31 protein-coding genes are annotated in these 26,986 nt (G+C 46.5%); 16 read left to right on the forward strand and 15 right to left on the reverse strand.

What is annotated here, in order from left to right:
* The first annotated feature begins 1 nt into the window (after position 1).
* The 3 genes from R8N49_RS08930 (at position 2) to R8N49_RS08940 (ending at position 1,620) form a co-directional block, all read left to right on the forward strand.
* Complete coding sequence (locus R8N49_RS08930) at positions 2-472, forward strand: GNAT family N-acetyltransferase (RefSeq protein WP_005374310.1); 471 nt, start codon at positions 2-4, stop codon at positions 470-472.
* 119 nt (positions 473-591) lie between these two features.
* Positions 592-1,059: an HAD family hydrolase gene (locus R8N49_RS08935; protein WP_005374312.1), complete on the forward strand. Its 468-nt coding sequence runs from the start codon at positions 592-594 to the stop codon at positions 1,057-1,059.
* 33 nt (positions 1,060-1,092) lie between these two features.
* The gene (locus R8N49_RS08940) at positions 1,093-1,620 is read left to right on the forward strand and encodes a GNAT family N-acetyltransferase (protein WP_005374314.1); all 528 of its coding nucleotides are present in this window, start codon (positions 1,093-1,095) and stop codon (positions 1,618-1,620) included.
* Between the two features lie 37 nt (positions 1,621-1,657).
* On the opposite strand, the gene R8N49_RS08945 is transcribed toward R8N49_RS08940, so the two are convergent.
* From R8N49_RS08945 to R8N49_RS08955, 3 genes are all read right to left on the reverse strand, one after another.
* Positions 1,658-2,248, reverse strand: a complete 591-nt coding sequence (locus tag R8N49_RS08945) for a type II secretion system protein (protein ID WP_225474250.1) — start codon at positions 2,246-2,248, stop codon at positions 1,658-1,660.
* A 153-nt stretch (positions 2,249-2,401) separates the two neighbouring features.
* A complete protein-coding gene (locus tag R8N49_RS08950; RefSeq protein ID WP_005374318.1) occupies positions 2,402-2,689 on the reverse strand; it encodes a hypothetical protein in 288 nt (95 codons plus the stop codon).
* 66 nt (positions 2,690-2,755) lie between these two features.
* Entirely contained in the window at positions 2,756-3,655 is a 900-nt protein-coding gene (locus tag R8N49_RS08955; protein WP_005374320.1) for a DMT family transporter, read from the reverse strand.
* A 92-nt stretch (positions 3,656-3,747) separates the two neighbouring features.
* On the opposite strand from R8N49_RS08955, the gene R8N49_RS08960 reads away from it, so the two are divergent.
* On the forward strand, positions 3,748-5,184 hold the full coding sequence (locus tag R8N49_RS08960) for a PLP-dependent aminotransferase family protein (RefSeq protein ID WP_005374322.1): 1,437 nt from the start codon (positions 3,748-3,750) through the stop codon (positions 5,182-5,184).
* Between the two features lie 96 nt (positions 5,185-5,280).
* Here R8N49_RS08960 and R8N49_RS08965 read toward each other — a convergent pair whose 3' ends face one another.
* From R8N49_RS08965 to R8N49_RS08975, 3 genes are all read right to left on the reverse strand, one after another.
* Positions 5,281-6,417, reverse strand: a complete 1,137-nt coding sequence (locus R8N49_RS08965) for a glycerate kinase (protein WP_005374325.1) — start codon at positions 6,415-6,417, stop codon at positions 5,281-5,283.
* Positions 6,418-6,433: 16 nt separating this feature from the next.
* The gene (locus R8N49_RS08970) at positions 6,434-7,786 is read right to left on the reverse strand and encodes a GntP family permease (RefSeq protein ID WP_005374327.1); all 1,353 of its coding nucleotides are present in this window, start codon (positions 7,784-7,786) and stop codon (positions 6,434-6,436) included.
* A gap of 158 nt (positions 7,787-7,944) precedes the next feature.
* Positions 7,945-9,087, reverse strand: a complete 1,143-nt coding sequence (locus tag R8N49_RS08975) for a sugar diacid recognition domain-containing protein (protein WP_005374330.1) — start codon at positions 9,085-9,087, stop codon at positions 7,945-7,947.
* A 234-nt stretch (positions 9,088-9,321) separates the two neighbouring features.
* Here R8N49_RS08975 and R8N49_RS08980 point away from each other — a divergent pair, with 234 nt between their 5' ends.
* Positions 9,322-9,495 (forward strand): hypothetical protein, encoded by a 174-nt coding sequence (locus R8N49_RS08980; RefSeq protein ID WP_005374332.1) that lies wholly within the window; start codon positions 9,322-9,324, stop codon positions 9,493-9,495.
* Between the two features lie 70 nt (positions 9,496-9,565).
* Here the strand turns inward: R8N49_RS08980 and R8N49_RS08985 are convergent, their stop codons facing one another.
* Entirely contained in the window at positions 9,566-9,928 is a 363-nt protein-coding gene (locus R8N49_RS08985; protein WP_005374335.1) for a hypothetical protein, read from the reverse strand.
* A gap of 276 nt (positions 9,929-10,204) precedes the next feature.
* Here R8N49_RS08985 and R8N49_RS08990 point away from each other — a divergent pair, with 276 nt between their 5' ends.
* The 5 genes from R8N49_RS08990 to R8N49_RS09010 all read left to right on the forward strand — a co-directional run bounded on the left by R8N49_RS08990 (position 10,205) and on the right by R8N49_RS09010 (position 14,238).
* Positions 10,205-12,052 (forward strand): M3 family metallopeptidase, encoded by a 1,848-nt coding sequence (locus R8N49_RS08990; RefSeq protein WP_054576491.1) that lies wholly within the window; start codon positions 10,205-10,207, stop codon positions 12,050-12,052.
* Between the two features lie 69 nt (positions 12,053-12,121).
* The gene (locus tag R8N49_RS08995; RefSeq protein ID WP_054576492.1) at positions 12,122-12,658 is read left to right on the forward strand and encodes a DUF924 family protein; all 537 of its coding nucleotides are present in this window, start codon (positions 12,122-12,124) and stop codon (positions 12,656-12,658) included.
* Between the two features lie 24 nt (positions 12,659-12,682).
* Entirely contained in the window at positions 12,683-13,012 is a 330-nt protein-coding gene (locus R8N49_RS09000) for a DUF4144 domain-containing protein (protein ID WP_186585542.1), read from the forward strand.
* A gap of 139 nt (positions 13,013-13,151) precedes the next feature.
* Positions 13,152-13,637, forward strand: coding sequence for a VOC family protein (locus R8N49_RS09005; protein ID WP_005374344.1), 486 nt, complete (start codon positions 13,152-13,154; stop codon positions 13,635-13,637).
* A 175-nt stretch (positions 13,638-13,812) separates the two neighbouring features.
* Complete coding sequence (locus R8N49_RS09010) at positions 13,813-14,238, forward strand: VOC family protein (RefSeq protein WP_017634369.1); 426 nt, start codon at positions 13,813-13,815, stop codon at positions 14,236-14,238.
* A 77-nt stretch (positions 14,239-14,315) separates the two neighbouring features.
* On the opposite strand, the gene R8N49_RS09015 is transcribed toward R8N49_RS09010, so the two are convergent.
* The gene (locus R8N49_RS09015) at positions 14,316-15,452 is read right to left on the reverse strand and encodes an MBL fold metallo-hydrolase (RefSeq protein WP_054576493.1); all 1,137 of its coding nucleotides are present in this window, start codon (positions 15,450-15,452) and stop codon (positions 14,316-14,318) included.
* A gap of 181 nt (positions 15,453-15,633) precedes the next feature.
* On the opposite strand from R8N49_RS09015, the gene R8N49_RS09020 reads away from it, so the two are divergent.
* Positions 15,634-15,879: a Rho-binding antiterminator gene (locus R8N49_RS09020; protein WP_054576494.1), complete on the forward strand. Its 246-nt coding sequence runs from the start codon at positions 15,634-15,636 to the stop codon at positions 15,877-15,879.
* A gap of 96 nt (positions 15,880-15,975) precedes the next feature.
* Here the strand turns inward: R8N49_RS09020 and R8N49_RS09025 are convergent, their stop codons facing one another.
* The 3 genes from R8N49_RS09025 to ompW form a co-directional block, all read right to left on the reverse strand.
* A complete protein-coding gene (locus R8N49_RS09025) occupies positions 15,976-17,466 on the reverse strand; it encodes an MDR family MFS transporter (RefSeq protein WP_318189921.1) in 1,491 nt (496 codons plus the stop codon).
* Complete coding sequence (locus R8N49_RS09030) at positions 17,463-18,488, reverse strand: HlyD family secretion protein (protein WP_054576496.1); 1,026 nt, start codon at positions 18,486-18,488, stop codon at positions 17,463-17,465. The genes R8N49_RS09025 and R8N49_RS09030 overlap by 4 nt, the downstream gene beginning before the upstream one ends.
* A 214-nt stretch (positions 18,489-18,702) precedes the next feature.
* Positions 18,703-19,347: an outer membrane protein OmpW gene (gene ompW / locus R8N49_RS09035; protein WP_054576497.1), complete on the reverse strand. Its 645-nt coding sequence runs from the start codon at positions 19,345-19,347 to the stop codon at positions 18,703-18,705.
* A gap of 495 nt (positions 19,348-19,842) precedes the next feature.
* Here ompW and R8N49_RS09040 point away from each other — a divergent pair, with 495 nt between their 5' ends.
* Genes R8N49_RS09040 through R8N49_RS09050 form a run of 3 tightly spaced genes read left to right on the forward strand, consistent with a single transcriptional unit; the run spans position 19,843 to position 21,473 of the window.
* Positions 19,843-20,493 carry a Qnr family pentapeptide repeat protein gene (locus R8N49_RS09040; RefSeq protein WP_005374358.1) on the forward strand — a complete coding sequence of 217 codons (651 nt, stop codon included), beginning with the start codon at positions 19,843-19,845 and terminating at the stop codon, positions 20,491-20,493.
* Between the two features lie 9 nt (positions 20,494-20,502).
* On the forward strand, positions 20,503-20,814 hold the full coding sequence (locus R8N49_RS09045; RefSeq protein WP_005374359.1) for a cupin domain-containing protein: 312 nt from the start codon (positions 20,503-20,505) through the stop codon (positions 20,812-20,814).
* 38 nt (positions 20,815-20,852) lie between these two features.
* Positions 20,853-21,473, forward strand: coding sequence for an HAD-IB family hydrolase (locus R8N49_RS09050; protein ID WP_031778857.1), 621 nt, complete (start codon positions 20,853-20,855; stop codon positions 21,471-21,473).
* A 116-nt stretch (positions 21,474-21,589) separates the two neighbouring features.
* Here R8N49_RS09050 and R8N49_RS09055 read toward each other — a convergent pair whose 3' ends face one another.
* Together R8N49_RS09055 and R8N49_RS09060 are read right to left on the reverse strand one after the other, a co-directional pair.
* Positions 21,590-22,768, reverse strand: a complete 1,179-nt coding sequence (locus R8N49_RS09055) for a lytic polysaccharide monooxygenase (RefSeq protein ID WP_054578559.1) — start codon at positions 22,766-22,768, stop codon at positions 21,590-21,592.
* A 214-nt stretch (positions 22,769-22,982) separates the two neighbouring features.
* Positions 22,983-23,423, reverse strand: coding sequence for an Lrp/AsnC family transcriptional regulator (locus tag R8N49_RS09060; RefSeq protein ID WP_318189922.1), 441 nt, complete (start codon positions 23,421-23,423; stop codon positions 22,983-22,985).
* Positions 23,424-23,537: 114 nt separating this feature from the next.
* On the opposite strand from R8N49_RS09060, the gene R8N49_RS09065 reads away from it, so the two are divergent.
* Positions 23,538-24,122 (forward strand): LysE family translocator, encoded by a 585-nt coding sequence (locus R8N49_RS09065; protein ID WP_054578560.1) that lies wholly within the window; start codon positions 23,538-23,540, stop codon positions 24,120-24,122.
* Positions 24,123-24,301: 179 nt separating this feature from the next.
* A complete protein-coding gene (locus R8N49_RS09070; RefSeq protein WP_053303996.1) occupies positions 24,302-25,075 on the forward strand; it encodes a siderophore-interacting protein in 774 nt (257 codons plus the stop codon).
* Between the two features lie 99 nt (positions 25,076-25,174).
* Here the strand turns inward: R8N49_RS09070 and R8N49_RS09075 are convergent, their stop codons facing one another.
* Positions 25,175-26,047: a LysR family transcriptional regulator gene (locus tag R8N49_RS09075; RefSeq protein WP_017633836.1), complete on the reverse strand. Its 873-nt coding sequence runs from the start codon at positions 26,045-26,047 to the stop codon at positions 25,175-25,177.
* A gap of 80 nt (positions 26,048-26,127) precedes the next feature.
* Entirely contained in the window at positions 26,128-26,934 is an 807-nt protein-coding gene (locus tag R8N49_RS09080) for an arylamine N-acetyltransferase family protein (RefSeq protein WP_017821026.1), read from the reverse strand.
* Between the last annotated feature and the right edge of the window lie 52 nt (positions 26,935-26,986).

Genomic DNA, 26,986 nt, shown 5'->3' on the forward strand with positions numbered 1-26,986 from the left:
AATGCAAGTCCATATCCGACAAGCGATTCCCGATGATTTAGACGGAATTTTTCAGCTTAATTTTCAAATTAATTCACTGCATTTTGCGAATGCGCCAGAAGCCTTTGTTGCGCCATCAGAAGCTGATCGAGAATTTCTTGCACAAGCACTAGAGAACAAAGAGCGACTCTTTTTGATTGCCGAACGCGAACAGCAAATTCTCGGCTTCTTAACCGCGATGATCACCCAAAACGACACCGTCAGTTTTCTGATCAAAGACCCAATTTGTCGCGTGGGAACAATTGTTGTCGATGAAGCGCAAAAGCAGCAAGGAATCGGCCGCCAACTGCTCCAAGCCTGTGAGCAATGGGCGCGCGATGCCAATGCCACACAAGTTCGATTGGAAGTGATGGAATTCAATCAGCCAGCACAGCGCTTTTACGATAATCAAGGTTTTAAAACTAACTCACGCATTATGCTGAAACATTTGTAACGATAACGACAATTAAGCGCTTTTCACGACTAAACCCACCTAAATCGCATTTATCGATGCAATTTACCCCCCTGATTTTAGAAAAAGACGATATGATGTGCGGATAAGGAGATTCGAACATGATTTATCTTTTCGATTGGGGGAACACCTTGATGGTAGATTTCCCTCACGCACAAGGAAAAATGTGCGATTGGGAACACGTAGAAGCAGTTCCTCAAGCCAGAGAAACACTGGCAATACTTTCCCAAAATCATCCCATCTACATTGCGACCAGTGCATCTGATTCCAACATGGAAGAGGTTCAGCGTGCATTTGTTCGCGTCGACTTAGACCAATACTTAAATGGCTATTTTTGTTTTGCCAACCTCGGTATCGCTAAAAACCAACCTGAGTTTTATCTCGCCATCGCAAAACAGTTAGGGGTTAACGTGAGTGGAATAACCATGGTTGGCGATTTACCTCACAAAGATATTTACCCTGCGATGAAAGCGGGCGTAAACACAATTTGGTTTAACCCAACGGGCGCTGATGCACCAGCCGAAGCCATTCCTAACCAAATTCGTTGTTTATCTGAGCTTATCCCCTAACCGTTACTAACCTGCACTAATCAAGGAAGATGAATGCAAATCAGATCCATCAAGGTGAGCGATATCGCGCGCTTCACCGCGCTGTGGAATCGAGTGTACTCCGAAGGGGAATTTTTGATTTCTCCTGCACCCGATAACGCAACGCTTCGCAGAATCCTGCAACGTGTGGAAAACGAGTCCATCCCTCAGTTTGTCGCGTTTGACCGCCAAAAACTTATCGGTAGTGTTGAAATCTACCCAGCTGAGATGTGCGGTTACGAAAGAGGGCAACGCCTTCGCGTCGGTATTCTTGGTATTCACATCGACAAAAACTACCGAGGCAAAGGATTGGGGCGGAAACTATTGGCAGTCGCGATCGCACGTGGTTGGGAATTTGGTTACGACCAAATCGCACTCTACGTATACACAACCAACACACCAGCGATTGCTTTATATGAACGGTTTGGATTTGAACATCAGGGGGAACTTGGGGAAGTGACCTTGCCAAATGGTAAAGTCTTGATGAGTCAAAAAATGGTATTGTATAAAGCGCAAAGCCCTTCGAAAAACCCCGATTTGTAGACTCACGATAACCGTTGTTCGCAACACTTATTCGGGATTAACACCCTTGCGTCACATACCCTCGAACAATTGAATCGTTAGAGGCTTGATTCACGTAGTAGAAATAGCATGCTTCTTCTGCCAGTGTGTAACCTTGCGGCCAAATGTACACCACGCGATCAACACCCGATTTATCTAAGAACTGATAATCAGGAATAGCGACAAAATGAGCACTGTTTGGGTGCTGCTGACCGATGATGCAAAAATCACTGCCTTTGCACGGCACGTCAATTTTCGAATAACCTCTGGCTGGTAGATCGATTTCTAACAAAGCTCGAATACTATCGGCACTCGCTTCTGGCATGCCTTTGCGTGTTTTGACATGTCGGTCAATGTAGTGAACGTGCTCTTGGCCGTAAGCGTTATCAATCACTGATTGAGCATGAAAGAATTTGAGAGCCGTACCCAAAGAAGACTGAGAACTGTGCAGCATCGCAGCGTATGCTTGGCGATGAATATCGAGTAGTACTGGTAAAGCAGCTAATGCGATGAAAGCCAAAGTGGTAAGCACTATGGTGATTTCCATCAGCGTAAATCCCTTTGATTTCACGTTTCTTATCTCAACTAGCCCAAGACAATAGCCCCACATCCATGTGAGACCGAGCCAATATATCGCCAATTTCTTACGATTAAAGGCTTAAGGGGTAAGAAGAGACAAACACCACTCAAACTTGAGAACAGCAGCCAAAGAGCAGTGTAACAAAACGACGCTATGTGTCAGATATTAGACGGTTTTTACTCTCTAGTTACTGAGTAAAGGCACATTATTTCGCACCAGACCACGACGAACATTCGTGCACATTTTGCCAAAACGACGAATCTCATCGAACTGCGGAACAATGCCGCGCTCCATGGCTGACTCCCAATAAGTGACTTCTGAATCGACCATTTCCAACAATTTCTTCGGACAGCCAATGCACTGCCCTTCTGGTCCACATACAAACGTTTCTGGTTCATAAATTGGTAGTTCCGCTTTTACTTGCTCGATGATGCTACGCATGGCGGTCATTCGATCTGGCTTTACCTTCATCATTCTGCTCCACGGATTAAGATGAAGCAGATTGTACCCACTGATACGCAAATGTCCCTACCCAATTTAGGTATATTCTGTTTGAATCGATTTCTTTATCGTCAGATCCGGCTTTTTAACCACCAAATACACCGCCGTAGCTGCCAGTACGAAACCAGAAATCCCCATCCAATCAAATGACTCTCCAAACGCGAGCCAAGCCTGAATCGCCGTCGTTGGCGGCACCAGGTAGAATACAGAAGCTACGCTCGATGCAGCACCGTTCTTAACCATGTACAGCAGCAGTAGAATAGCTACACAAGAGAGCACGACGACCAACCACAACACAGTCAAAATAAACTCCAGTTCCCACTGCACTTGCATGGTTTCAAACTGCATCGCAACGGGCAGAAACATGACGAGCGCGGCCAAATATTGCACCGTCGCACCACCCACCATATCCACTTGTTGGCAATGTTTTTTCTGATAAAGCGTCCCTAGCGTGATACCAACCAAAGCCAACAAACACAAACCAATGGCCAACACTTTATGCTGCTCGGATTGCCACTCCATTTTGCCCATCAACACCATAGCGATACCGACAAAACCAAGAGCCAAACCCAACCATTGCGAGGGTTTAAATTCCTCACGAACAAACACCACCAGCAAAGCCGCGGTTAAAATCGGTTGAATACCCACCAGCAACGAACTCAACCCCGCAGGCATACCTAAGGCGATAGCGAAATAAGTACCGCCCAGATAGAAACCGTGGATCAATGCACCAACCACACAGCTGTGCCATAAATCTTTTCCTGTCGGCAACCTTCTACGCAATACCGCCACAAGAACCAAAAACAATAAGACATTGAATGCCATACGGATAGAAAGTAGTGTCGCTGGCTCGGCATATTGCAAACCAAAACGCGCACCAACGAATCCAGAAGCCCAAAGGATGACAAATACAAAAGGGATGGCTCGGATTAACATGATCGCCTCACTCACGCTTGTTTTATGTTTTGAGATACTGCTAATGTAATTAGGTACAGTGTTTTCAAAAAGTGACAGATGGAAGTGTTTTTATGGGTACAGATTTATTGGGAAGCGGTGAAGGGAATAAGTACCTCGTGGTGGAAAAACACCTCAAACAAGCCATCAGTGGTGGCGTTTATCAGGCGGATGATCGACTGCCCTCCATTCGCTCGTTGAGCCAAGAATTAAACGTCAGTAAAAATACCGTGATTCGTGCGTATCAAGAGCTGGAAGCACAAAACTTGGTGTACTCGGTTCCCAAATCGGGTTATCGAGTTAAAGTCGCTTTGCCGACCTCTCGCTCAATTCCGGATCCGACTCGCGTGGATTTGCTCTCGATCTGCAAAGAAATCCTTACTTATCCTGAATACCAAGAGCGTTTGCCTACCGGTTCTGCCCACCCAAACATTGACTCTCCCGCGATCAAAAGCTTGTACGCCGAGATCGGCCGTCACAGCCGCCAGCAAACACATGTACCGAGCCATTACCAGTTGCCACCCGGTGATCACCTCTTAATTAAACAACTGGCGAAAATCACGCAAGATTTGGGCACACCAGCCAAATTGGATGAAATCATGGTGACGCACGGCGCGCAACAAGCAATAAGCCTAGCGCTGCGCGCAACGACACAAAAAGGCGATATCGTCGCGGTGGAGTCTCCTTGTTATTTTGGAAACTTATTGATGCTCGAATCACTCGGCCTCAAAGTGGTGGAAATCCCGAGTTGCCCACGAGACGGTATGTGCCCCGAAGCCTTAGCAAAAGCAATGGCGACATGGGACATAAAAGCGATCATCGTAACACCAAACTTCACCAACCCTACTGGTGCCATGATGCCGTTAGAAAAGCGCCAGCAATTGCTATTGGCGTCCGGCAATATTCCTATTATCGAAGACGATGTGTTTGGCGGGTTAAGTTATGATAAGCCGTTGCCAAGCTTGAGATTGCTCGATGACAAGCAACGCGTAATTTACGTGAATTCGTTATCCAAAACGCTCGATTCGCGTTTGAGAATTGGTTGGATGTTGGCGGGGCGATATCGAGACCAAATTGAACAATATCTACTGTGTGAGAACATGGGCAGTTTGAACCTGATGCAATCCGCCGTGGCAACGTTTCTAACGTCAGGCAAGTATCGAACGCATACTGCGCGAATGGGTCGGGTTTATCAAAACAACATGCGACGATTTATCCAGATGCTTCATCAATACTTGGATGAATACGAACCTCTAAAAAATCGATACCAGATCAACGCCGTACAAGGCTCGTTCTTACTTTGGTTGCGACTGCCCGAAGACACGGACAGCTATGCGTTGTATCAAGCATGCAATAAGCACAGAATCAGCCTACTTCCCGGTACCGTATTTGGCACTCAAGGGCAATATCGGCATTGCGTACGCCTCAGCGTGGCAAACTTTGGTCATGAAACCGATTGGAGTCACGCGATGCAAACTCTGGCAAAATTGATAAAAAAACATGCCTGTTAACTCGCTCTTGCTAAATGAACTTATGCCGACATACGCAAACAGGTAACAACAAAAAACTCCACACAAAGGTGGAGTTTTTTCATATCGTCATCGCCTTCAGTTCGACTTAATTTGCCACATTCTCGCGACGTTTTCGGCTAAATTAGCAACGTTGACGTCGGCCTCTTTCATGGCCTCAGGTAAGCTCATCGCCCTTGGTACACAAGCAAACACCGCATCAATGCCGCACTCATAAACCGCCTGATAGTTGTCGCCCACACAGCCTGCTAATGCAATGACTGGTAAATTACACTGCTTAGCCACCTGAGCAACGCCCATCGGCGTTTTGCCATGTGCGGTTTGATGATCGATTCGACCCTCGCCTGTAAATACGATATCCGCATCCTCAACATGCTGAGCAAGTTTGACCGTTTCAAGCACAATCTCAATTCCTGGTTGCAAACGTGCTGGCGTGTACCCGAGCAAGGCCGCGCCCATACCACCAGCAGCACCCGCCCCTTCACGAGTCAGTACATGCTTACCCGTCGCTTGTTCCGTCAACTCGCCAAACTTGCGCAATGCGTTATCGAGCAGAGTGACGTCTGATACCGTCGCTCCCTTTTGAGGGCCAAAGATAGCCGACGCGCCTTTGTCACCACAGAGTGGGTTATCAACATCGCACGCTACCAACACTTCGCAAGTTGCTAAACGAGGGTCAAGACCAGAAATATCGATGGACGCAAGCGCCGCTAACCCGCCTCCATTTGGGGTAATTGCATGACCAGATTCATCAAGAAACGCCACCCCCAACGCGGTCAACATGCCCACGCCACCATCATTGGTAGCGCTGCCGCCCAAACCAATGATTAAACGTTGAATGCCTCTGTCTAGCGCGTGTTTGATCAGCTGTCCGGTACCAATGCTACTGGTCAGTTTTGGGTCGCGAGCGTCACTCGGCACAAGGTGTAGCCCACTGGCCTCCGCCATTTCAATAACCGCAGTTTCGCCGTCGCCGAGGATGCCATAAAACGCTTCAACATCATTCCCTAATGGCGCAGTCACTGTTGTGAAGACTTGTTCGCCTTGAGTTGCATCTATCAAAGATTGAACCGTGCCTTCGCCACCGTCTGCGACCGGAACCGTAACAAACTCGGCATCATGCCATACGCGAGCAAGACCCGTTTTGATCGCCTCGCTCACTTGTTTGGCGGTTAAGCTTTCTTTAAATGAATCAGGTGCAATTACCACTTTCATACGTATTTCCAGAGACTTATAAGAGAACGAGACTCAAAATGTACACCAATGCCATTGCCGTGACACCTTGAACGAGCGTAGCCATGGTTTGCGCGCGGTACGCTAAGCCCACTGACATGCGGCTAAACTGCGAAACTACCCAGAAGAAGCTGTCGTTTGCATGAGAAACCGTCATCGCACCTGCACCGATCGCCATCACCGTTAATACGCGGCCCATTTCTGAATCTAGCCCCAATTGCGTAAGCATAGGCGCAACCAAAGCCGATGTGGTCACTAGTGCAACCGTTGACGAACCTTGCGCCGATTTTAGCGCAGCCGCAACGATAAATGGCATGAAAATACCCACGCCCAGCGCCGATAGCGTCGTACCCAAGTATTCACCTAGCGGCGTTGCTTTTAATACCGCGCCAAATGCACCACCCGCACCGGTAATCAAAAGAATAGGCGCAGCAGCCGTAATACCTTGGCTGATTCGCTCGCCAAATTCTTCAATCTTGTTGTCTGACTTGAGTAGGCAAACAGAAAGGAACAGGCCAATCACCAATGCCGTTAGTGGCTGTCCTAAGAAAGTCAGAACATCAAACACAAAACCTTCGCCCAGCGGTAGGCTTGGGAATTTCGCGATAGAGCCAAAACAGATCAATAAGATAGGAACAAAAATAGGAGCGAATGCTTGGCTCGCCGTTGGCAATTTGCCGTAAGACGCTTTGAGTGCTTGCCAGTCTTGCTGAATTTCTTCTACGGCTTCAATGCCATCTGGTTCAACATGTTGGAATCGGTTCGCCCACAACATACCCGCTAACGCCGCAACCGCTGCAACAAACACACCCACACCAATCACTAAACCAAGGTTAGATTCCAGGCCTAAGTTACCCGCAGCGGCAATCGGGCCAGGAGTTGGCGGCACAAACGTGTGCGTTGCGTATAGGCCAGTTGCCAACGCCACACTCATCGCAACGCTTGAGGTTTTTAAACGCTTAGCGAGTGATTCTTTGAGCGAGTTCAGAATGACAAAGCCTGAATCACAAAATACTGGAACAGAAACGATGTAACCGATGATGCTCATGGTCAATGTTGGGAAACGCTCACCCAACACTTTGATGACCGTATCGGCCATGGTGATCGCCGCACCACTTTTTTCCAAAATAACACCAATGATGGTACCTAAAACGATAACCAAACCAATGTAACCAAGGATGCCGCCAAAGCCAGAAGCAATGGTTTTGGCAATGCTATCTGCCGGTAAGCCGTAAGCAAATGCCGCAAGGAACGCCGCGATGATCAGCGCTAAAAAGGGATGTAATTTGAATTTGGTGGTCGTGAGCACAATAAATGCGATCACCCCGAGCAGGATTAATATAAGGTTCATGATAACTCCATTTATTCTTATTTTGCTGAGCGAGTCCGTGTTGGCTCACTCAACATGTAGGGACGCATGAATTATTAATCGTTTGCTTTCGAATTCCTTTAGGCGGAGTGACAAATGATGTGGTCAAAAAATAACGCGTATTGTGCAAATGCACAACATCACGACATTTTTGAGAGCCGAGTCGCAATATAAAGCTCCGCTAACCCCACAAAATTGGTTGTTGGTAGCCCTGTTATCTCGGTGATTTTCTCTAACCGATAGCGCAGAGTGTTCCGGTGAATAAACAGCATTTTAGAGCATTCTGTTACATTGCCATTGCATTCAAACAGTGCATCTAGGGTTTTCAATAATTGCCCAGATTTGTCTTTCTCTTTCAACCGTTTCACGCCATCAATAATTTGTTCACCTTGCCAAATATCCGCCAACGGCGCTAACAAAACAGGCAAACGAAGTTCATCGAACAGGTACTTACGTTTCTCTGGGTAGAACTGCTTGCCAATGGCTAATACCTGCTTCGCGCTTTGGTATGACAACGCGACATCTTTAGGCTCATTAAACAACTGTCCTAGCGCAATGTGAAACGTATGCGAATCGTGATCGCTTAAACGCGACATCAACTTATCAATGCGCTCACTTTCAACTTGGCTATCCCACTGCTTGGCGGAATGACACGGTTTCAACACCACAATTTCATTCACCGAGACAATCGCAACTAGGTTGTTACGCTCTGGGTATTCAAGCAGCTCAACAATATTGCGCACACTCTTCATGCTTTTCGAGGCGGACGGCGTCGAGACTTCAATCACCGTTGCCACCCGTGGTTGAGTAACATCGATAGAAAGACGCATCGCCCAATCTTTCAGCTCTTCATCGGTCAATTTCCCATTGATCCAAGCCAGAATAAACTCTTCGCGATGACGTCTGTCCCACTGAAATTTTTCCACCAGCGCGGCTTGCTCGATTGTCAGTTCAGCGGTCATTTTAACCAGTTTTGCAAAATCTCGGATTTTCTCCGGCTCGCCTGTGACGCCAACAATACCGACCACGTCGCCATGTAATTTCAACAACATATTGATACCGGGTTTGACACCCTGCAACGTCAAACATTGTTGCTCATTAAGCTCTAGCGAATCGCCATGATTCAGCGCCAGTACCGCGCCATCATGCACTTGCCCAACACGTTTAGGGTCGCCACTGCCAATGATGATGCCTGCCGAGTTCATCACATTCACATTGTGACCAATGATGGACATGGTTCGATCAACAATTTGTTGTGCTAAAGCGTGGTCGAGAATCACCATTTCGAGTTTCCAAATTGACCGTTTAACCACTCAATAAATCACAAATGGCAAACTATCGCGATGCTGCGGTTCTAAATAACGGAAGCAGCTCAAAGCATTATCCAATTACCCATATTTAAAAAGTGGATTAAACCTTCATTTTTAGCAGAGGGTTATATACTTAGAACAAAGGTTACCAATGCATTCTTCACTGTGCATTGATGCCACTCGTCTACCTACAGAGGAGAGATCAACATGGAGTTACGGAATAAATCGGGGGAAGTTGCAAATATTGCTGATAACCTCACTTTGAAGGAAATCACAGAAATGGGCTACACCGTAGATTTATGCGATGAAGCATTTGCTCCTGGAGAGCATTGGAAAGCTGAAGGTAAAACGCAAGGTATGGGCGAGTATCCAGAGGAGTAAACGTCCTGACTAACCAGCGTACAAAAGCGTTCCACAAACAGAAAAGCCGAGCGACTTAACGCTCGGTTTTTTACTTCTGAACTTCTTGAATAAACAAGCTCATCTCTTCAAGATAATTGCCGTTTGAGCATCCCCAGTCGGTGACCTCAATCAACTCAGTAACTAACTGTCCAGACTCATCATCTTGCACGCTCTGCATAAACGCTTCAAAACGTTCCAGTTGTACCTGACTCTTAACGCCATGCACGGCATATTCTACAAGCAAGCCGTTGTACGTCTGCCAGCGCTGATCGCCCGCAACATCATTGCTTAAAATCACAGAACACTTTTGTTGAATGCTTTCAACCGCATCATTTCTTGGTGGCGCGACTGTGGAACATCCAACTAAAATCGTACCTACCGCCAATAACGTAACTTTTGTCTTATTTATCATATCGTTTCCAACTGTATCGCCACGATATGGAAATCTTATTACACCTGATAAGGATCATCGATAGCGCACCGCAGATTAATTACTTAATAAACTGTAAACTCCATACCAGTCTTAACACTGCAAGCTCATAACTCCTATTAACTCACCCAAATGTAAACAAATAGTAAAATCACCTTTACGCGATGCAAAATCGACATATGAGATTAGCGTTCCTTTCTCGCGACCAAGCGTGCAATAATCAACTGTCTACATAACGAAACCATTTGAAGGATCAAAATGACCGCAACGGATTATCTCAACGACCTCAATCAACGTTACCTTGCGATTCACCGCACCAAAGAAGATTTCTTTTGGGAAACTTACATGGGGATCAGCGATGACCATGATGGCTCGACGCAAGCACAAACGGCATGGACAAGCTTTTTAAGCAACGCCGAGCAAATTACCGCCATCAAACAACAGCTTGAAGCCGCGGACTCAATTACCGACCCACAAGAGAAACAACAAACCATTACGGGTCTATCTGGTTGGCTGGCGATGTTTGAATCTCACGCTATCGAGGGCGAAAAAGCACAAGCGTTGAAAAATCAGCTCATTGCCTTTGAAGCTGAGCTCTTCGAGAAAAAACAGAACCACGTACAAACATTTACCGATGAGAACGGCGAGCAAGTAGAAGGTTCACTTCCAGTATTAAGCTCAACCATTCGCACCAGCAATCATGAAGAAGTTCGCCAATCGGCTCATCAAGCGTTGCTGAACCTTGAACAATGGCTACTGCAAAACGGCTTTATTGAACTGATCAAACTGCGCAACCAGTTCGCTCGCTCACTGGGTTATGCGACTTTCTTTGATTACTCCGTGCAAAAAACGGAAAAGATGAGCACTGAGCAGCTATTCGAGATTTTGGAAGATTTCGAACAACGCACGCGAGATGCGCACCTAAACAGCTTAGAAAACTTGGCGAAAGAGAAAGGCGCAAGCGCACTAGCAGGCTACAACTTTGTTTACTCATTCGCGGGTAACGTTATGCGTGACCTTGACCCATACGTGCCGTTCTCAAAATCTCTGAGACGCTGGGTAGAATCATTTGGTCGCCTAAATATTGATTACTCTGGCGCGACGCTAACGCTGGATTTACTAGATCGCAAAGGTAAGTACCCGAACGGGTTCTGCCACGGCCCTATCCCTTCTTTCTATAATCAAGGCGAATGGGTCGCAGCACAGGTGAACTTCACCAGTAATGCCAAACCAGACCAAGTGGGCAGTGGCTACGATGGCATTAACACGCTGTTCCACGAAGGCGGCCACGCAGCACACTTTGCGAACGTAAAAATGAACGCGCCTTGTTTCTCGCAGGAGTTTTCGCCGACGTCAATGGCTTATGCAGAAACTCAGTCGATGTTCTGTGATAGCCTGTTAACCGATGCCGATTGGCTAAAACAGTACGCACTGGATGATGAAGGGAATTCTGTTCCTGATGAGATTATTCAAGCAATGATCAACAGCCGTCAGCCATTCAAAGCTTATGAAGAACGTAGCATCTTGGTTGTGCCATATTTTGAGCGCGCGTTGTATCAACTGAGCGATGACGAGTTAACGCCAGAGCGCATCACTAAGCTAGCTCGCGATTGTGAAAAACAGATCCTTGGTTTGGAATGCAGCCCTCGCCCACTGATGGCGATTCCACATTTGCTATCCGACGAAGCAGCTTGTGCGTATCAAGGTTATCTACTCGCGCACATGGCGGTGTATCAGACCCGTGCATACTTCCTTGAGAAGTTTGGTTACCTGACGGATAACCCAGAAATTGGCCCACTGCTGGCAAAACACTACTGGCACGCAGGCAATCACTTGTCGCACAACGAAACCATTGTCAGCCTGACTGGCGAAGGCTTCAATGCCAAATACCTTGCAGACGTGTGTAACCTGTCACCAGAACAGGCATGGGAAGTGCAGCAGAAGAAAATCGACTCACTTGCGACGCGAGAGCGAGCATCAGTCGCTTCACTGAACGCCGCGATTAAAGTCGTCGACGGCAGTAAAGAGCTGGCAAGCAACACCATCTCTGACGAACAAATGTGTGACGATTTTGAACGTTACATCGTAGAGACTTACGGTCGATAAAACACAGAAAGCCAGGAGCTCGCCTTCTGGCTTTTTATTCTTTAGCTAATGCAATAGGAAGGAAGATCCATGTACCAAGAAGTCATCAAATTTTGGTTCGAGGAGCTATCGCCCCAAAATTGGTTTGAAAACAACCCAGAACTGGACAAGCGTATTACATCGCGATTTGCCTCGATATTAGAACAAGCCGCTCGTTGTGAACTGTTTAATTGGCGTGACAGCGCACAAGGGCGATTGGCCGAAATCATCGTCCTCGACCAGTTTTCACGTAATGTGTATCGCAACACCCCAAAAGCGTTTGCACAAGACCCACTCGCATTAGCATTGGCTCAAGAGGCAATTCGGTTAGGTCACGACAAAGAATTAGCGCCTGAGCAGCTAAGTTTTTTGTACATGCCGTTTATGCACAGCGAATCTCGCCTCATTCATGTCGAAGCTGAAAAATTGTTCCGCGCATCAGGGCTTGAAAATAACTACGATTTTGAGCTAAAACACAAAGCCATCATCGACCAGTTTGGGCGCTATCCTCATCGCAATGCGATACTGGGAAGAAAGAGCACTCCCGAAGAGTTAGCGTTTTTGCAACAACCTGGGTCAAGTTTCTAAATAACAATGAATAATGAGTTAACCATGAGAGACCACGCAGTATGCTGGCCATGCTTGCTAAAACTAGCCGGCGACGATGAGCTGATCTACACGCATTCCCAGTCCGACTTAGACTCTGAATGCGAAGCCCTCATTTTTGGGCAAGATGATTACGTTATTGACTCAAATGGCAACACGTTCGAATTGAAAAACAATGGTTCGAACACCACTCTTTTACACCCAAAAGAACGAACGCTGTCCGTAGAAGAGGTTACGTCATTAATCCAATCGCATGAATTCAGCCTCGCGCAACGGTGCATTATCAAGATTCATTTCACCTCGGTGAGGCAAGCTGTTGAGGCCTTAGCTCACTAACTCAATCCCAACACCCACATCATTAAATAAAATTATTATTTTTATAATTTATGATAATTTCATGTAATTAATATCACGCCATATACTGTCCCACATCGAAACAAGACAACGTTCAAACACACATGTTGGGAGCAAACAAATGAAAATGAATCATGTCGGTATTATGGTCGGAGATATGGACAAAGCGGTTGAGTTTTACACGCAAGCGCTAGGTCTAAAAGTCGTTATGGGCAACACGAAAGTAATTGAAGAACGCGAAACGGCAATTGGCAGAATGTGTATTGCGGTCTTTGGGGAAGGCTTTAAAGGCTTCAACATTGCGCACCTTGTGACAAGTGATGGCATCGGCCTTGAGTTATTCGAAATGAAAGAGCGTCAAGAGCGCCATGAAGTGGATTTTTCTCGCATCGGTATCTTCCATTTCTGTTTGCAGACAGACGATTTTGAAGGTGCTATCAAACGCACCGAAGCACTAGGTGGCAAAGTTCGCATGGACATCATGCGTTACCACCCAGAAGACGATAATAAGCCTGCGAAAATGGTTTACCTAGAAGACCCATTCGGCAACCTATTCGAGCTTTACTCACACACTTACGAAGAAACTTACGCTTCTGATTACGAGTAATAGCCCCATCCATATTCCAAAAGGCTAGCAATACGCTAGCCTTTTTTTGTTTGCTTTGAGTTGCAGTGTTTCTGCACTCGCTCTAGCAAAAAAACATCTGGAATTTGATCATTTCTCTCACCACTTTTAAGGTCACTTTATACTTACCTCAACACAATGCAAAAAGGAGTGAAGCATGCCCACCAAAAATCCAATCGCCATCAAAGCGCTTGATCATGTTGTTTTAAGGACCTGTAACCTCGATGCTATGTTGCATTTCTATCGAGACATTTTGGGCTGCCCTGTCGAACGCGAAGTAACGGAACTTGGTTTAACTCAACTTAGGGCAGGTAACGCATTGATTGATGTAGTGACGGTAGACAGCGAATTGGGTCAACTCGGCGGTAAGCCACCAGTTCAAAATGGTCGTAATATTGACCATTTTTGCCTGCAATTGGCGCCTTTTTCCGAGGATGAATTACTGGAATATCTGCGTGCGCGCGGCATTGAAACCGAAGAGTTTGCGAAGCGGTATGGCGCACAAGGGTTCGGTAGATCACTCTATATACATGATCCGGAAGGAAATGTCGTCGAGTTAAAACCTCAAGTGATTGATGAGTAAGCGAGTAAAAAACCTTGTTATATTCTGAAAATAACAAGGTTAACTTCTAAAATAATTATTGAAGTAAGAACATATTATTAAGTCAAAATTATATCTGGCTCACCTATTTCTTTTTCTCGCCACCATTGTTTATTTATATGTTCTTGATGAACGTAAAAACTCTCCCCCGGCATTGGCGTCAGCAGCGTTATATGTTCTTTTTGACAATGGGTAAGCAAATCTAAAATCGGTTCGTCCCAGCGGTGAGTAAATAGCTCGTATGTAGCCCAATGCACGGGCAACAGTTTTTTCGCATTTAAATCGCGAAACGCTTGCACGGTATGATGAGCCTGCATGTGCCCCCAGTTTTCGACCGGATAACCTTGGCCTTTCACATCAGCAGCCACTTCCAAACAGGCAATGTCGATTGGTCCACATCGCAGTGCGATCTCGGAAAAGTGCGAATCGTAAGCTGAATCGCCACTAAAATAGAGCGTCTCTTCTTTGCCTTTGATGACCCAAGAAGCCCACAGGGTCGAGTTTTTATCGAAATAAGTACGACCCGAATTATGGTTAGCAGGCGTACAAATCAGTTCGATTCCGGCATAGTGCACGCTATCCCACCAATCGAATTCCACGATGTTGTCTGCGCAAACGCCCCACTTTATCAGATGCTTGCCAACCCCTAAGGGTACATAAAAAGTCACGGGTTTATCGGCGTAGAAACGTATGGTCGATGCTTCTAAATGGTCGTAATGATCGTGCGAAATCACGATAATTTCAGGAATCGGCAAACAATCTCTGGCATGGGTATTGGGAATATTGCGTTCAAACCACGCTTTTGCGATGAACGGAGAAGCGTAATCAAATACCGGATCAGTCAGAATTCGAATGCCATCGACCTCCACCAGCATGGTGGAATGGCCCAGCCAAGTAACGCGCATCGATTCACTTCTCTGCGCAAACTGCGTAGGTTGAATTGGGAAATGTGGCAGATGTTCGTTAGGACTCAATGGCGTTCTACCACCAAGATAGCTCCAACACACCTGCCAGAATGATTGCGGGCTAGGGATATTTGGCATCTCGTTTTTAACGCGGCCGTTTTCAAATTGAGGCGAGTGGTGAACACGGTGCGCCAACTGCGCATGGTAGGTTTGAGGGGAAATCAGTGAACTTGGCTTTTGTGTCTTTTGTTCACTCGTTAGGTATGTGCGCTTAAGTATCGTTTCAGACATATCGTAGTTTTGTCTCGCTTGCGAACGCTCAACAGTAGGTTTATTAAAACGTGCGTGTATGTCTATTTCGTGACCAAAATGAGGTGTAAGATGAAGATTCAGTTTCAATCAAACGTTTTCTATATTAAGGAAGCGGTTCTCAAACCTTCTGAATACTGCGTCGGTTTGAAAGGAGAAAGCTATGGTGACTTGCAGCCAATACGATTTTATTGAAATCGCCTGTATGTTTAAGCTCCCTATCGAGATCACACTAAAAAATGGTGAAACTCATCAGGGCAACGCGTTCGACACAGGCTACGACATGCAGCGACAAGAGTGCTTGTTTTTAGATATGGATGGTGAGCACACCGCCTTCCCGACTGAACAATTAGTCGCAATGCGCGCGCTCAAAACCAATCCGCATTTTGACGAAGTGACATTAGAGTAAACGTCCTTCTTTCACTGGCACTGTCCAATAAAAAACGCCTCTCAAGCTGACACAACTTGAGAGGCGTTCTCTTACACTATTCACCGGAACTTCATGTTATTCACGCGACCGAATGAAAACCAGCATCGGCATCATGATCACGAACATCACTCCCACAAGCTGGAAGGTGTGCACAAACGCGACCATTTGCGATTGCTGCTGCAACATCTGTTGGTATTGGTCTAACGCAACCGGGTCGGTAATAGAAAGCCCCTGATTGGCCGCCCAGTCATGCAAGTTAGGATTATAAGGATTAATACCCTCTCCCAGCGCATGCCATTGCTGCTGACTATCACGATATTGGAACGTGGTGGCGATAGAAATACCAAACGAGCTACCAATGGTACGGAACAGATTGTAAATACTCGCCGCCGCAACAGATTGCTCTTTCGGAATCGTTAAATACGCCAAGGTGGATAGCGTCGAGAAGGTTAAACCAAGCCCCATCCCCTGAATCATACTCGGCATCACAATCCAAAATGTATCGATCTGCAGTGAGTACTGCGTCATCAAATAGCTACCAATCCCGATGCAGCTCAAGCCAAAGACTATTTTGATTCTGGGATCGAATTGCGGATTGAGCTTAATCACCAAAATCAACATCGCCGCTGACGCCAACCCACGCGGTGCCATTAATAAACCAGTGGTTGAGACCGGATAATCCAGCAAGCTTTCCAACAGCATTGGTTGTTGAGTCGTCAGGCCAAACATCGCCATCGACACCACGGCAATCATCAATGACGAGACCATAAGGTTTCGGTCTTTCAGCAGCAACAATGGCGCTATTGGACTTTTGGTTTTCCAACTGCGATAGATCCACATCACCAATCCCATGACTGCGAGCAATATCGCCGTCTGAATCATGCGTGAGTCGAGCCAGTCTTCTTCATTCCCTTTATCCAACACAAACTGCAACGCGCCCACACCTAACGCCATGTAACCGATGATCCACCAGTCAAAGTTAGGTTTGGATTTGTTGTCGATGTGGATATAGCGATAAATCAAAGAGGTACAGATCAAACCGAATGGCAAGTTGATGTAAAAAATCCAGCGCCAGTTAATGTTGTCGGTGATCACACCACCCACAACTGGGCCCAAAATAGGACCAAGCAAAATGCCGATGGAGAAAATCGCCATCGCTTTGCCTTTTTGCTCATACGGATAAATCTGCACTAACGTCGACTGCGCCAATGGAATCACCGACGCGCCGAAAGCGCCTTGGATAATGCGAAATAGCACCATCTCTTCAAGAGACTGTGCTTGCCCACAAAGCGCACTGGCAATCACAAAACCGATCACAGCAACCAACATGACTTTGCGTTCACCAAAACGCGACACCCAGAAACTGGTCATCGGAATGAAGATCGCTTCCGCCATGCTGTAACCCGTCAACACCCACGTAATTTGGTCTGCCGTTGCGCCCAACGCGCCCATCATGTGCGATAGCGACACGTTCGCAACGGTCATATCGATTAACACCATGATGGCAGAAAGCATCACGGCGACGGTGGCAATCCCCCGTTTGTCTGCCGTAATTTGATGGCTCATTGCACGCTACTTTGCAAATCAATGGTGACTTCTGAGCTCGCACCCACGCGAAGTTGCGGCGCATCGGCCGGTACTTCTAATGCCAAACGTACAGGGAAACGCTGTTTGATTTTAACCCAGTTACCCGTTGCGTTTTCTGGTGGCATCAAGGAGAACGATGTACCACTCGCAGGCGATAGTTGTTCTACCGTTGCTTTCCACACCACGTCTGGGTACATATCAATCACCACATCCGCATGCATGCCAGGTTTAATATGAGTAAGATCGGTTTCTTTAAAGTTCGCGCGTACCCAATAGCTGTCTTTTAAAATCACAGGGAACAACGTTTGACCCACGCTAACGACCGAGCCTACGTGCGTATTGATTTCACCGGCAATGCCATCCACTGGTGACGTAATGTCGGTGTAGCTCAAGTTCAGCTCCGCTTGCGCTAACTGTGCTGCCGCTTGTTGAACGACCGCAGCCTCTACGCCTTCTTCACCACGGTTCGCAATGGCTTTTTCTACCGTTGCGCGCGCTTGCTCCAGGCTCGCTTGGGCATTGGCGAGTTTGTTTTTTGCCGTATCTAAATCTTGGTCCGACGCCAGTTTGCGTTTCACTAGGGAATCCGTACGTTTGTACTCTACTTGCGCTTCTGTCAGGTTAGAGCGCGCCGCATCTAAGCCCGCAACAGCTTCAGTTACCTGCTTATCGGCAACGTCATGTTGCTGGACCGCCAATTGGTATGCCGCTTTTGCTTGCTTCACGGCCAACAAATATGGGCGTGAATCTATCTTCAGCAGTAGGTCACCTTTATTAACAGATTGGAAATCTTTAACATCCACAGAAACCACTTGGCCTTTTACCTGAGGCGCTACCGACAAAATTTTTGCCCTAACGTAGGCATCTTCCGTGCTTGGGTGACTGTCTGAATACTGCCAAGACCAATACATCGCACCAAATGCGATAACACAGAGAGTAAAGAAAAGAGTTTTTACCAGCTTAGATCTGGAGGAAGAATGCTTTGCGATGTCGTCGCTCATTTATATTGTCCACTTGTTCAATTATGTGATCAGTGTAGGACTTTTCGATCTTCCGACAATAAAATGATCTGCAAGGTAAAGATCCAATTTTGCATGTTGCTAAGTGGAGTAAATGATGTGCAATCAAAACGAGGATAAAAAAGAGGGGCAGTCCCCGTAACCGCCCCCAAAGTCATGCCAATAATAGTAATGTGCGTGTAACTACTGGTTTTTCTTAGAACTTGTAACCGCCGCTGATCATAAATACCCAAGGGTTAATTTTGACGTCGGTTTTTTGCTTCACTCCACCTGCTTTATAAGTTGCTTCTGTCTCAATGTTTGCGTACCACGCAGCGGCGTTGAGGAACCATTGATCGTTGATCATGTAATCCACACCAATATTCGCTGCTAGACCGAATGAATCATCCAACTTAAGATCTGAAAGACCAGCGCCTTTACCCGTGCTATTGAAGCCCTCATCAAAGAACATGGTGTAGTTGAGACCTGCACCCACGTATGGACGGAACTTACTTTGTGGCTCGCCAAAGTAGTACTGCACCATAAGCGTTGGTGGAAGGTGTTTGGTGTCCGCGATATCACCAAGACCTAACAAGTCTGTTGAAATATCGTGGCTGAATGGTGTTGCTGCTAGAAGCTCTAAACTGATGTTGTCTGTAAACATGTAGCCAAACGTCAAACCAAGCTGCGTATTTGAGTCAACTTCTAACTCTTCTTGAGAACCAAGAATCTTATCACTGCTGTCATTTGGAACGACAGACGCCGCACCAACACGAAGAACGAAGTCACCTTGTTTATGAGCGAAAACACTTGGTGACACGAGTGCAGCAACCACTGCTAGACTGCAGATTGTTTTTTTCATTTTTATTTCCTTTCGTAGGGCTTCGTTATGTCGTACCCAAAGGGGTGCCTGCTAACTGATCTGAGATTTCAAGTAAACTCAGCGCCTTGAAGCACACGGGTATCTATATCTTTTTGAGCTGTGCGCAATCTAGCACATAGAAACCCTACTATTTTGATGGAAATCAATTTGTGAAAAATATAGGTTTTTTGTATGGAGAAACGCCATATTGATCAACAAATTATGCAAATAGGATACAATTCTGTAATGCAAACTGTGCGTGTGAGTTGCCATGCATACCCATAAATGCGAATCCTCTCGTTAAGGCTCGTAGCCAGCAAAAACTTTTTTCGCCCTCTACGTCTTCTATTTTCAAAAAACAACCCACTTAAAAAGCTCGTTTGACCCCTTAAAATCGCGATTTGAGGGGTTTGTAAAACACTGAAATACAAGAAGTTATTTTTCTGGAAAATCAGTCACTTGGAGTGCTAGTCTGCTCGCAACTAAGGAGAAGACATGTTAAAAACCGATCTCATTTTTGAACGAGAAAACTTTTCTCATCACGATTTTCAGAATGCTACCTTTAAAAACTGCCACTTTTATATGTGCTGTTTCGACCATGCCGATCTGCGCGATGCTAAGTTCATCGACTGTCGCTTTATCGAATCCAAAGCGCTAGAAGGGTGTAGTTTTCGCTTCGCGAACTTAAAAGACGCTAGCTTTACGAACTGCATGTTGGCGATGAGCCTGTTTAACGGCGCAAATTGTATGGGCTTGGAGCTACGTAAGTGCGATCTCAAAGGGGCAAACTTCCAAGGTGCGAACTTTGCTAATCGCGTCAGTAACACCATGTTTTTCTGTTCTGCTTTTATTACTGGCTGCAACCTCACCTACTGTAACTTCGAGCGAGTGTTACTAGAAAAATGTGACCTCTTTGAAAACCGTTGGAACGGTGCGAACCTCGCAGGGGCAACTCTCAAAGGCTCGGATTTATCTCGCTGCGAATTCTCGCCAGAACAATGGGGAACCTTTAACGTTGAGCAGTGTGATCTGACTCATGTCGAACTAGACGGGCTGGATGTTCGCCGCGTTTCTCTGTTTGGTGTTAAAATTTGTGATTGGCAACAAGAGCAATTGCTTGCGCCTTTTGGACTGATCATTCTCTAAGGAAAGGCCATGAACCTGTTTAAAGACTTACCGAATAACCTCGACGAGGAAGTGTTCGAAGACCTGCTGACCCACAAAAACCTGCGTATAGAACGCATTCTCTCAACGGGGCAAACCTCTCCCGAAAGTGGCTGGTACGATCAAGAAGAACATGAATGGGTCTTGGTTCTTAAAGGAGCAGGTGAGCTGACTTTTGAATCAGGTGTCGTGCAACGACTTGAGGCAGGCGATCACGTTACGATTCCAGCTCATACCAAACACAAAGTGAGCTGGACTGACCCAACGCAAGAAACCATCTGGTTGGCGGTGTTTTATCAATAAACACAAAACGATCTTAAACCAAAAAATAGGCGCTGAGTTTGCTCGATACTACTAAGCCGTCACTGGCACTGTTTGATTTTGATGGCACCATCACCCGAGAGGATATGTTTAGCCTTTTCCTCCACTATTCTGCTTATGGCCTGCGCAAACGAGTGGGAAAGGTCGCTATCATGCCATTTTATGCGCTGTACAAACTCGGAGTGTTACCCGCTCGTGTTATGCGTCCTCTCAGCAGTTTTATTGCATTTTCAGGGAAAGAAACGCAGAAAATTGAAGCGATTGGCGCTCAGTTTGCCCACGAAGTGATCCCGCTGTACTTACGGCCAGAAGCGATGGAAAGGTTGGCGTGGCATCAGCACAGAGGCGATACCATTGTGGTGGTGTCGGCATCACTCAATGCGTATCTCAAGCCTTGGTGTGAAGCGAACGGTTACCACTTGCTGTGCAGTGAACTGATCTCAGAACAGCCAAAACTGAGTGGCTTTTACCAGCAAGGTGATTGCAGTTTAGAAAAAAAAGTCTCGCGCGTTAGGGCCACGTTTTCGCTCGACGAATTTGCGTCTGTTTATGCCTACGGTGATACGCACGAAGACATTCCGATGCTCAAACTGGCAGACTACGCGATGCTCAACTGGAACGAGTGGAGAGCAAGCGAATAACGATATGTGCTCTGATTTTCAAGACAACCACTCGACCAAAGTGGTCGTTTTAGACTGAAAAAACAAACCCTTCTCACATGAGAAGGGTTTTATTGTTCAGAGCCAGAATAAATGGCTTAACGCCATACACCCCATTGACCCGTTGTGCCAGGTTCCTCACCAGACGTCCACCACTGGGCAGTCCATTCTTTGCCGTTGTGCGTCACCACATCACCTTGGTTGTAAACGGCTGTCTTGTCCCACAAATTGGTTGGTTCAACTGGTGGCGTGACATCCGCTTTGAGCAGTGACAACGCATAACTGAAGTCTGCACTTGGCGCTAATACTTGATTCGCATTCACGTTGTTACTGTCGAACATGTAGTGATTCATCTCTTGATGCCAAATACCCACATACCAATCGCCCGTTTGCTGCGCGTTAAATTGATCAGCAATTTCTGCCGCCCAAGTCGTCGTATTGTTTGCGCTGATTGGCAGTGAAATATCGACAATTTCATTGCCTGTCGCATTAAACGTACGGAAACGAATGGTGTCACCCGCTTCTACTGGTCCGAAACCTTGCTGAACAAAGTAGCCTAGAGATGTCAGATTATTGCCCGGTTCGGTTGGATCAACGGGGTCAGTCGGCGGCGTCGTACCTGTTCCGTTTAACGTAATGTCACTACAGTTGTAGAAACCTTCACCAGCCACATCAATGCGCTGCCAACGAGTATAAAGCACTGCATCGCCGGAACGATCAGCAGGGAAAGTCACCTGAATACGGTAGCGTTTTTCCGCATCAACATACACGTCACCTGCGGTGTCGATCAGCTCTAAATCACTCCAAGTAAGCGGTTTTGAATCATCATAAGTCGGCTTGGTGAGATAGAATTCCCAGTACGATGGGTTGTGCGGCGCCTTGCCGTAAAACACCAATTCAATCTGGTTGTTTGCATCTGGCGTAACATTGGTGCGCTGCCAGTTTGGAGAAGGAATGTTCAAACCTTTCTTAGCGGCATCGCCGGCAGAACACAGTTCGCCGTCACGGACTACGGCTTTAACATGCTCCATATCTCGGTAATTTGGTACGTTTGCTGCAATTTCACTGCGTTGCACAAACGGGTAAGCACCAGATTCTTCAAAAGCCGCTTTACACGCTTGGTTGGGGATCTCATTGGTCCAAAAACCACCGTCTAAATAACACGTATTCTGACGAGCACTTGGAAATTCTACCCAGCCGTGGGCGTTGACGTTAAATGAGCTCAATGCGGCAACAGCGCTTAAGCTCAAAAGAGGAAGTGTTACATGTGATTTCATCGTTCATCCTTAAATTTGCTGACTCGCCGCTCATGAACACAAGCGGTTTAAGCAAAACTAGCAGGATGAGATTATTTCGAAGGTGAGAATAAAGGTGGAAATTGTAAGAGTGCCATCTGCTTTCCAGCATTTGTTGTGTACTTATCTCATACTCGACTGACTCTTTCGAGTCACTTCAAATTCATGTGCCACAAAAACTGTCACTCTCGTTTGGCTATCGCTCGTCTTTTGGTGTGTCCATCACCACCATCGTTGTGATCGACTTGACGTGTTCGCACTCACCCAACACATCAGCATGGAACGCTTTATAAGCGGCGAGATCTTGCGTCTCTACGCGTATGAGATATTCGTTAGATCCCGTAATGTTGTGACATTCCACCACCTCATTTACAAAACGCACATGCTCTTCGAAACCCAGCTGCGCCAGCTTAGAGTGCGAGGCCAAACCAATCGACACATAAGCGACAAAACCCACGCCAAGTTGCTGATTATCCAGTACTGCTCGGTAGCCTTTGATCACGCCTTTACGCTCTAAATCTTGCACTCGGCGTAAGGTTGCAGATGGAGATAAACCAACGCGTTCCGACAGCTCTACATTGGAGATTCTTCCATCTCGTTTGAGCACTTGCAATATTCTTTCGTCAAATCTATCCATGATGATGTTTTATTGCTTATTTAGTTTCTAATCATCAAATAAAAGCACAATATTGACCTCAGTTCTACTTATAGTTGTTCTCAACTTATCGAGAACTGATTCAAGGAACAATCTATGGAATATCATCAACTGGGTGCTTTGGCGTTGTTCGCTTTTGTCTCCACTTTTACGCCGGGTCCCAATAACATTATGTTGATGACCTCAGGGGCAAATGTCGGCTTTAAACGCACTATCCCACACATGTTGGGCATTACCTTCGGCTTTGGTGCCATGCTAATTTTGGTGGGTATTGGCTTGATGAGCCTGTTCCATGCCTACCCGCTAACCCACTCCATTTTGAAAGTATTGAGCTTGAGTTATTTGCTGTACTTGACGTACAAAATCGCCACCAGCGACAAAACCGAAGCAAAACACGATTTTCGCCCAATGTCTTTTTTAGGGGCTGTCGCATTCCAATGGGTGAACCCGAAGGGTTGGTCGATGGCGTTGACGGCCATTACGGTATACAGCAGTGGCGGTGCATGGCTCGAACTGACTTTTATCGCCGGTATCTTCTGTTTAGCTAACTTGCCATCGGTGACATTTTGGACGGCGGCAGGTATGCAATTGCAGCGTTGGTTGACCACCGATAAACGCGTTAAGGGGTTCAACTACAGTATGGCTGCGCTGTTGCTTTTGTCTACGATTCCAATGATATAAGTCCATTTATGGTTAAAAAACGACTCACTTTACGTGGTTAGAGAAAGGATAGAGGTAATATTTTTCTTGAGGCTTTGGCGTTAATTCACAGTGTAAATTTGTTTAAAGACGCTACCCTCTTGTTAGGGAACTTGATAATCTTTAAATGAGAAAGAGAATAATTATCGAGTAAAGTAACAATGAAAAAGAAGCCTCAACCTAAAACGCTTGTTGTCACAGACACAGAAACCATCACTCCAAACATGCAGCGCATTACCTTGCAAGGTGAGGCGCTGAGCCACTTTCCTCGTGACTGCGAAGGCAGTTACATCAAATTACTGTTTAACGATATGGGCGGCGCGGATCTGAGCATCCTGTCAGAAGACGACCGACCAATCATGCGCACCTACACTATTCGACGCTTTCATCCAGAAACCAGTTCAATCGAAGTGGATTTCGTCCGACACGTAACGCAAGATCTGCAATGCGGATTTGCAGCGCGTTGGGCAATGGCTGCGCAAAAAGGCGACACGATCAGCATTGTTGGGCCAGGTAGCATCTCCAACTTAAATACTGAGGCGGATTGGTTCTTCATGGCTGCCGATATGACAGCACTTCCAGCCCTTTCTGCGAAAATTCGTACGCTGCCAGAAGAGGCCAAAGGCTACGCTGTGATCAGCGTGATGTCTCCAGCCGACATTCAACCCCTAAACACGCCAGCCGGTATGGAGTTGATTTGGCTAACCGAACAGCAAACCTTGGCTGATAGCGTTCGCGAACTCGAGTGGTTAGATGGTAACGCTTCGGTATGGTGTGCGTGTGAGTTCGATTCAATGCGTGCGCTGCGCCAATATTTCCGCAACGAAAAAGAAGTCGATCGCGAGAATATCTACATCAGCAGCTATTGGAAGCAAGGCGTATCTGAAGATGGGCACAAAGTGATTAAACGTGAAGACGCGGAATCCAACCAATAGTGATTCATGTCTTTTCGATTCCAGCTCTCATCCTAATAAAAACGCCCGGCATCACCGGGCGTTTTAGCGACTTCAGTTGTATTAAAGTTCATGAAAACTCTAATCCGCTAGTTCCTGCGCTAAAAAGTCGATTAACAACCTCACTTTGGGCGATAAATTTCGGCTTTGTGGATACAGTGCCCAAATGCCTTCACGGTCGTCTCGGTAATCGGTCAGCACCTCGACTAGCTCACCGTTATCTAGAGCTTCTTGAACGTAATAGTCCGGCAACTGCACTAAACCCAAACCACGTTTTGCGGCGCCCATTAGCGCAAAACCACTATTGCATTTAATTCTCCCCGATACGCGCAAAGACTTATCGCGTTTATTTTCCTTAAAATGCCAATAATCGACCGAACCAACTAGGCACTGATGTCGAGCCAGTTCGGATAATGTGTGAGGCTCGCCAAATCGCTCCAAATACATAGGGCTAGCACACACGTAATTTTGACGCGACGAAAGACGCTTTGCGATCATGCTGGAATCTTGCAGGCGGCCAAGACGAATCGCCACGTCTACCCCTTGCTCTATCAAATCCAGTTTTTGATTGGTCAGAACTAAATCGAGGTCCACACGCGGGTACTTCTCCAAAAACTGATGCAAGAGCGGCGCGAGGTTCATTTCCCCATAGGTCACAGGCGCTGTCACACGCAGCAAACCTCGCGGTTCGGTCTGCATTTGCGTTACGGCAAGCTCGGCCAGTTCTAGCCCTTCGACCAAATGTTTGCACTGCTGATAATAAAGCTGTCCAGCTTCAGACAGAGAAACTTTTCTCGTCGTGCGATGCAGTAACTTAACCGCAAGACGCTCTTCAAGTGCCGATACGCGGCGACTGATTTGTGCCACTGACGTTTTCAGTTTAGCCGCGGCAGCTGTAAAGCTGTTAGTTTCCGCTACGGCAACAAACTCGCTGACTCCTTCCCAATTCGCCATGCTGTATTCCTGTCGACCTCTTCTAGACAAATAGTGATTACATTGTTCTCGTCGCGCTACGCTTTGAAAACGGGAAAACTTTACGCGTCAGGTAACGGACGAAGTTCGTCGTATTGCGCATCAAGCTCAATGCCAAAATATTCTTTCAACGCATCCAGGTAGGTTTGACCTGGCTCTAGCTCTATTTCTGTTAGCTCTTCATGATTGGTGCATCTGAGTGTGTAGTTAAGCAGCGTCACCAACCCACTTTCTGTCGCTCTAGCAGCGACTCTTGCGCTAGTAAAACGCGAATTAGGCGAAGTCGAGGTAAAGAAGTTGCTACATGCAATGTCACCAGCACACACGAACTCTAGGTCAAAGCTGTATAGATTGTTCCACACGTCTGTTCCATCGGTTGAAAGCACTTGGAGGAAATAACCAAACTGAGCATCTTTGACAAAACGGAAGGTTTGTAAATCCGTCTGAATCACTTGGTCAAGGATAAATGGCAATGGCGCTCGAGGGGTATTGGAGCCAAAACCCACATCGACAATCCATGTTTGTTCCTCTAACGTCACTAACGTGATTTGATGACTACGACCTGTTGGTGTACCAGACACATGTACACGCCCTAACAAACTTCGCGCTTCAAACCCAAGAGTGTTGAGCACATCAAGCATTAAACCATTTAATTCAAAGCAGTAACCACCGCGAGAGTGGTACACGGTTTTTTGAATAATATCTTCAATCTCAACAGAGACGCCTCGCTGCAATGCGATGTCAAAATTCTCAAACGGCAGGCAACGATGCTGCGCCACGTGAACTCTGTGCAATGACTCCAAATCGGCGGGCAATTCACTAGGCAAGCCTAGCTTGGTTAAATAGGCACTCAGATCCGTCTTATTCATAATCACTCTTACCTAGCTGATGGTTTGACTGTTTTCTACTTTAGCCCCTCTA

The organism is Vibrio sp. 1978, from assembly GCF_033344345.1.

Bases quoted from the DNA above. Each gene is read 5' to 3' on its own strand.
- R8N49_RS08995 (WP_054576492.1), top strand. From the start codon at position 12,122: ATGTACCAAGAAGTCATCAAATTTTGGTTCGAGGAGCTATCGCCCCAA.
- R8N49_RS09010 (WP_017634369.1), top strand. From the start codon at position 13,813: ATGCCCACCAAAAATCCAATCGCCATCAAAGCGCTTGATCATGTTGTT.
- R8N49_RS08985 (WP_005374335.1), bottom strand. From the start codon at position 9,928: ATGATAAATAAGACAAAAGTTACGTTATTGGCGGTAGGTACGATTTTA.
- R8N49_RS09025 (WP_318189921.1), bottom strand. From the start codon at position 17,466: ATGAGCCATCAAATTACGGCAGACAAACGGGGGATTGCCACCGTCGCC.
- R8N49_RS08970 (WP_005374327.1), bottom strand. From the start codon at position 7,786: ATGAACCTTATATTAATCCTGCTCGGGGTGATCGCATTTATTGTGCTC.
- R8N49_RS09020 (WP_054576494.1), top strand. From the start codon at position 15,634: ATGGTGACTTGCAGCCAATACGATTTTATTGAAATCGCCTGTATGTTT.
- R8N49_RS09000 (WP_186585542.1), top strand. From the start codon at position 12,683: ATGAGAGACCACGCAGTATGCTGGCCATGCTTGCTAAAACTAGCCGGC.
- R8N49_RS08940 (WP_005374314.1), top strand. From the start codon at position 1,093: ATGCAAATCAGATCCATCAAGGTGAGCGATATCGCGCGCTTCACCGCG.
- R8N49_RS08960 (WP_005374322.1), top strand. From the start codon at position 3,748: ATGGGTACAGATTTATTGGGAAGCGGTGAAGGGAATAAGTACCTCGTG.
- R8N49_RS08975 (WP_005374330.1), bottom strand. From the start codon at position 9,087: ATGGTGATTCTCGACCACGCTTTAGCACAACAAATTGTTGATCGAACC.
- R8N49_RS09015 (WP_054576493.1), bottom strand. From the start codon at position 15,452: ATGTCTGAAACGATACTTAAGCGCACATACCTAACGAGTGAACAAAAG.
- R8N49_RS08990 (WP_054576491.1), top strand. From the start codon at position 10,205: ATGACCGCAACGGATTATCTCAACGACCTCAATCAACGTTACCTTGCG.
- R8N49_RS09080 (WP_017821026.1), bottom strand. From the start codon at position 26,934: ATGAATAAGACGGATCTGAGTGCCTATTTAACCAAGCTAGGCTTGCCT.
- R8N49_RS09055 (WP_054578559.1), bottom strand. From the start codon at position 22,768: ATGAAATCACATGTAACACTTCCTCTTTTGAGCTTAAGCGCTGTTGCC.
- R8N49_RS09005 (WP_005374344.1), top strand. From the start codon at position 13,152: ATGAAAATGAATCATGTCGGTATTATGGTCGGAGATATGGACAAAGCG.
- R8N49_RS08955 (WP_005374320.1), bottom strand. From the start codon at position 3,655: ATGTTAATCCGAGCCATCCCTTTTGTATTTGTCATCCTTTGGGCTTCT.
- R8N49_RS08980 (WP_005374332.1), top strand. From the start codon at position 9,322: ATGGAGTTACGGAATAAATCGGGGGAAGTTGCAAATATTGCTGATAAC.
- R8N49_RS09045 (WP_005374359.1), top strand. From the start codon at position 20,503: ATGAACCTGTTTAAAGACTTACCGAATAACCTCGACGAGGAAGTGTTC.
- R8N49_RS09060 (WP_318189922.1), bottom strand. From the start codon at position 23,423: ATGGATAGATTTGACGAAAGAATATTGCAAGTGCTCAAACGAGATGGA.
- R8N49_RS09065 (WP_054578560.1), top strand. From the start codon at position 23,538: ATGGAATATCATCAACTGGGTGCTTTGGCGTTGTTCGCTTTTGTCTCC.
- R8N49_RS08945 (WP_225474250.1), bottom strand. From the start codon at position 2,248: ATGTGGGGCTATTGTCTTGGGCTAGTTGAGATAAGAAACGTGAAATCA.
- R8N49_RS08930 (WP_005374310.1), top strand. From the start codon at position 2: ATGCAAGTCCATATCCGACAAGCGATTCCCGATGATTTAGACGGAATT.
- R8N49_RS08965 (WP_005374325.1), bottom strand. From the start codon at position 6,417: ATGAAAGTGGTAATTGCACCTGATTCATTTAAAGAAAGCTTAACCGCC.
- ompW (WP_054576497.1), bottom strand. From the start codon at position 19,347: ATGAAAAAAACAATCTGCAGTCTAGCAGTGGTTGCTGCACTCGTGTCA.
- R8N49_RS08935 (WP_005374312.1), top strand. From the start codon at position 592: ATGATTTATCTTTTCGATTGGGGGAACACCTTGATGGTAGATTTCCCT.
- R8N49_RS09030 (WP_054576496.1), bottom strand. From the start codon at position 18,488: ATGAGCGACGACATCGCAAAGCATTCTTCCTCCAGATCTAAGCTGGTA.
- R8N49_RS09040 (WP_005374358.1), top strand. From the start codon at position 19,843: ATGTTAAAAACCGATCTCATTTTTGAACGAGAAAACTTTTCTCATCAC.
- R8N49_RS09075 (WP_017633836.1), bottom strand. From the start codon at position 26,047: ATGGCGAATTGGGAAGGAGTCAGCGAGTTTGTTGCCGTAGCGGAAACT.
- R8N49_RS09070 (WP_053303996.1), top strand. From the start codon at position 24,302: ATGAAAAAGAAGCCTCAACCTAAAACGCTTGTTGTCACAGACACAGAA.
- R8N49_RS08950 (WP_005374318.1), bottom strand. From the start codon at position 2,689: ATGAAGGTAAAGCCAGATCGAATGACCGCCATGCGTAGCATCATCGAG.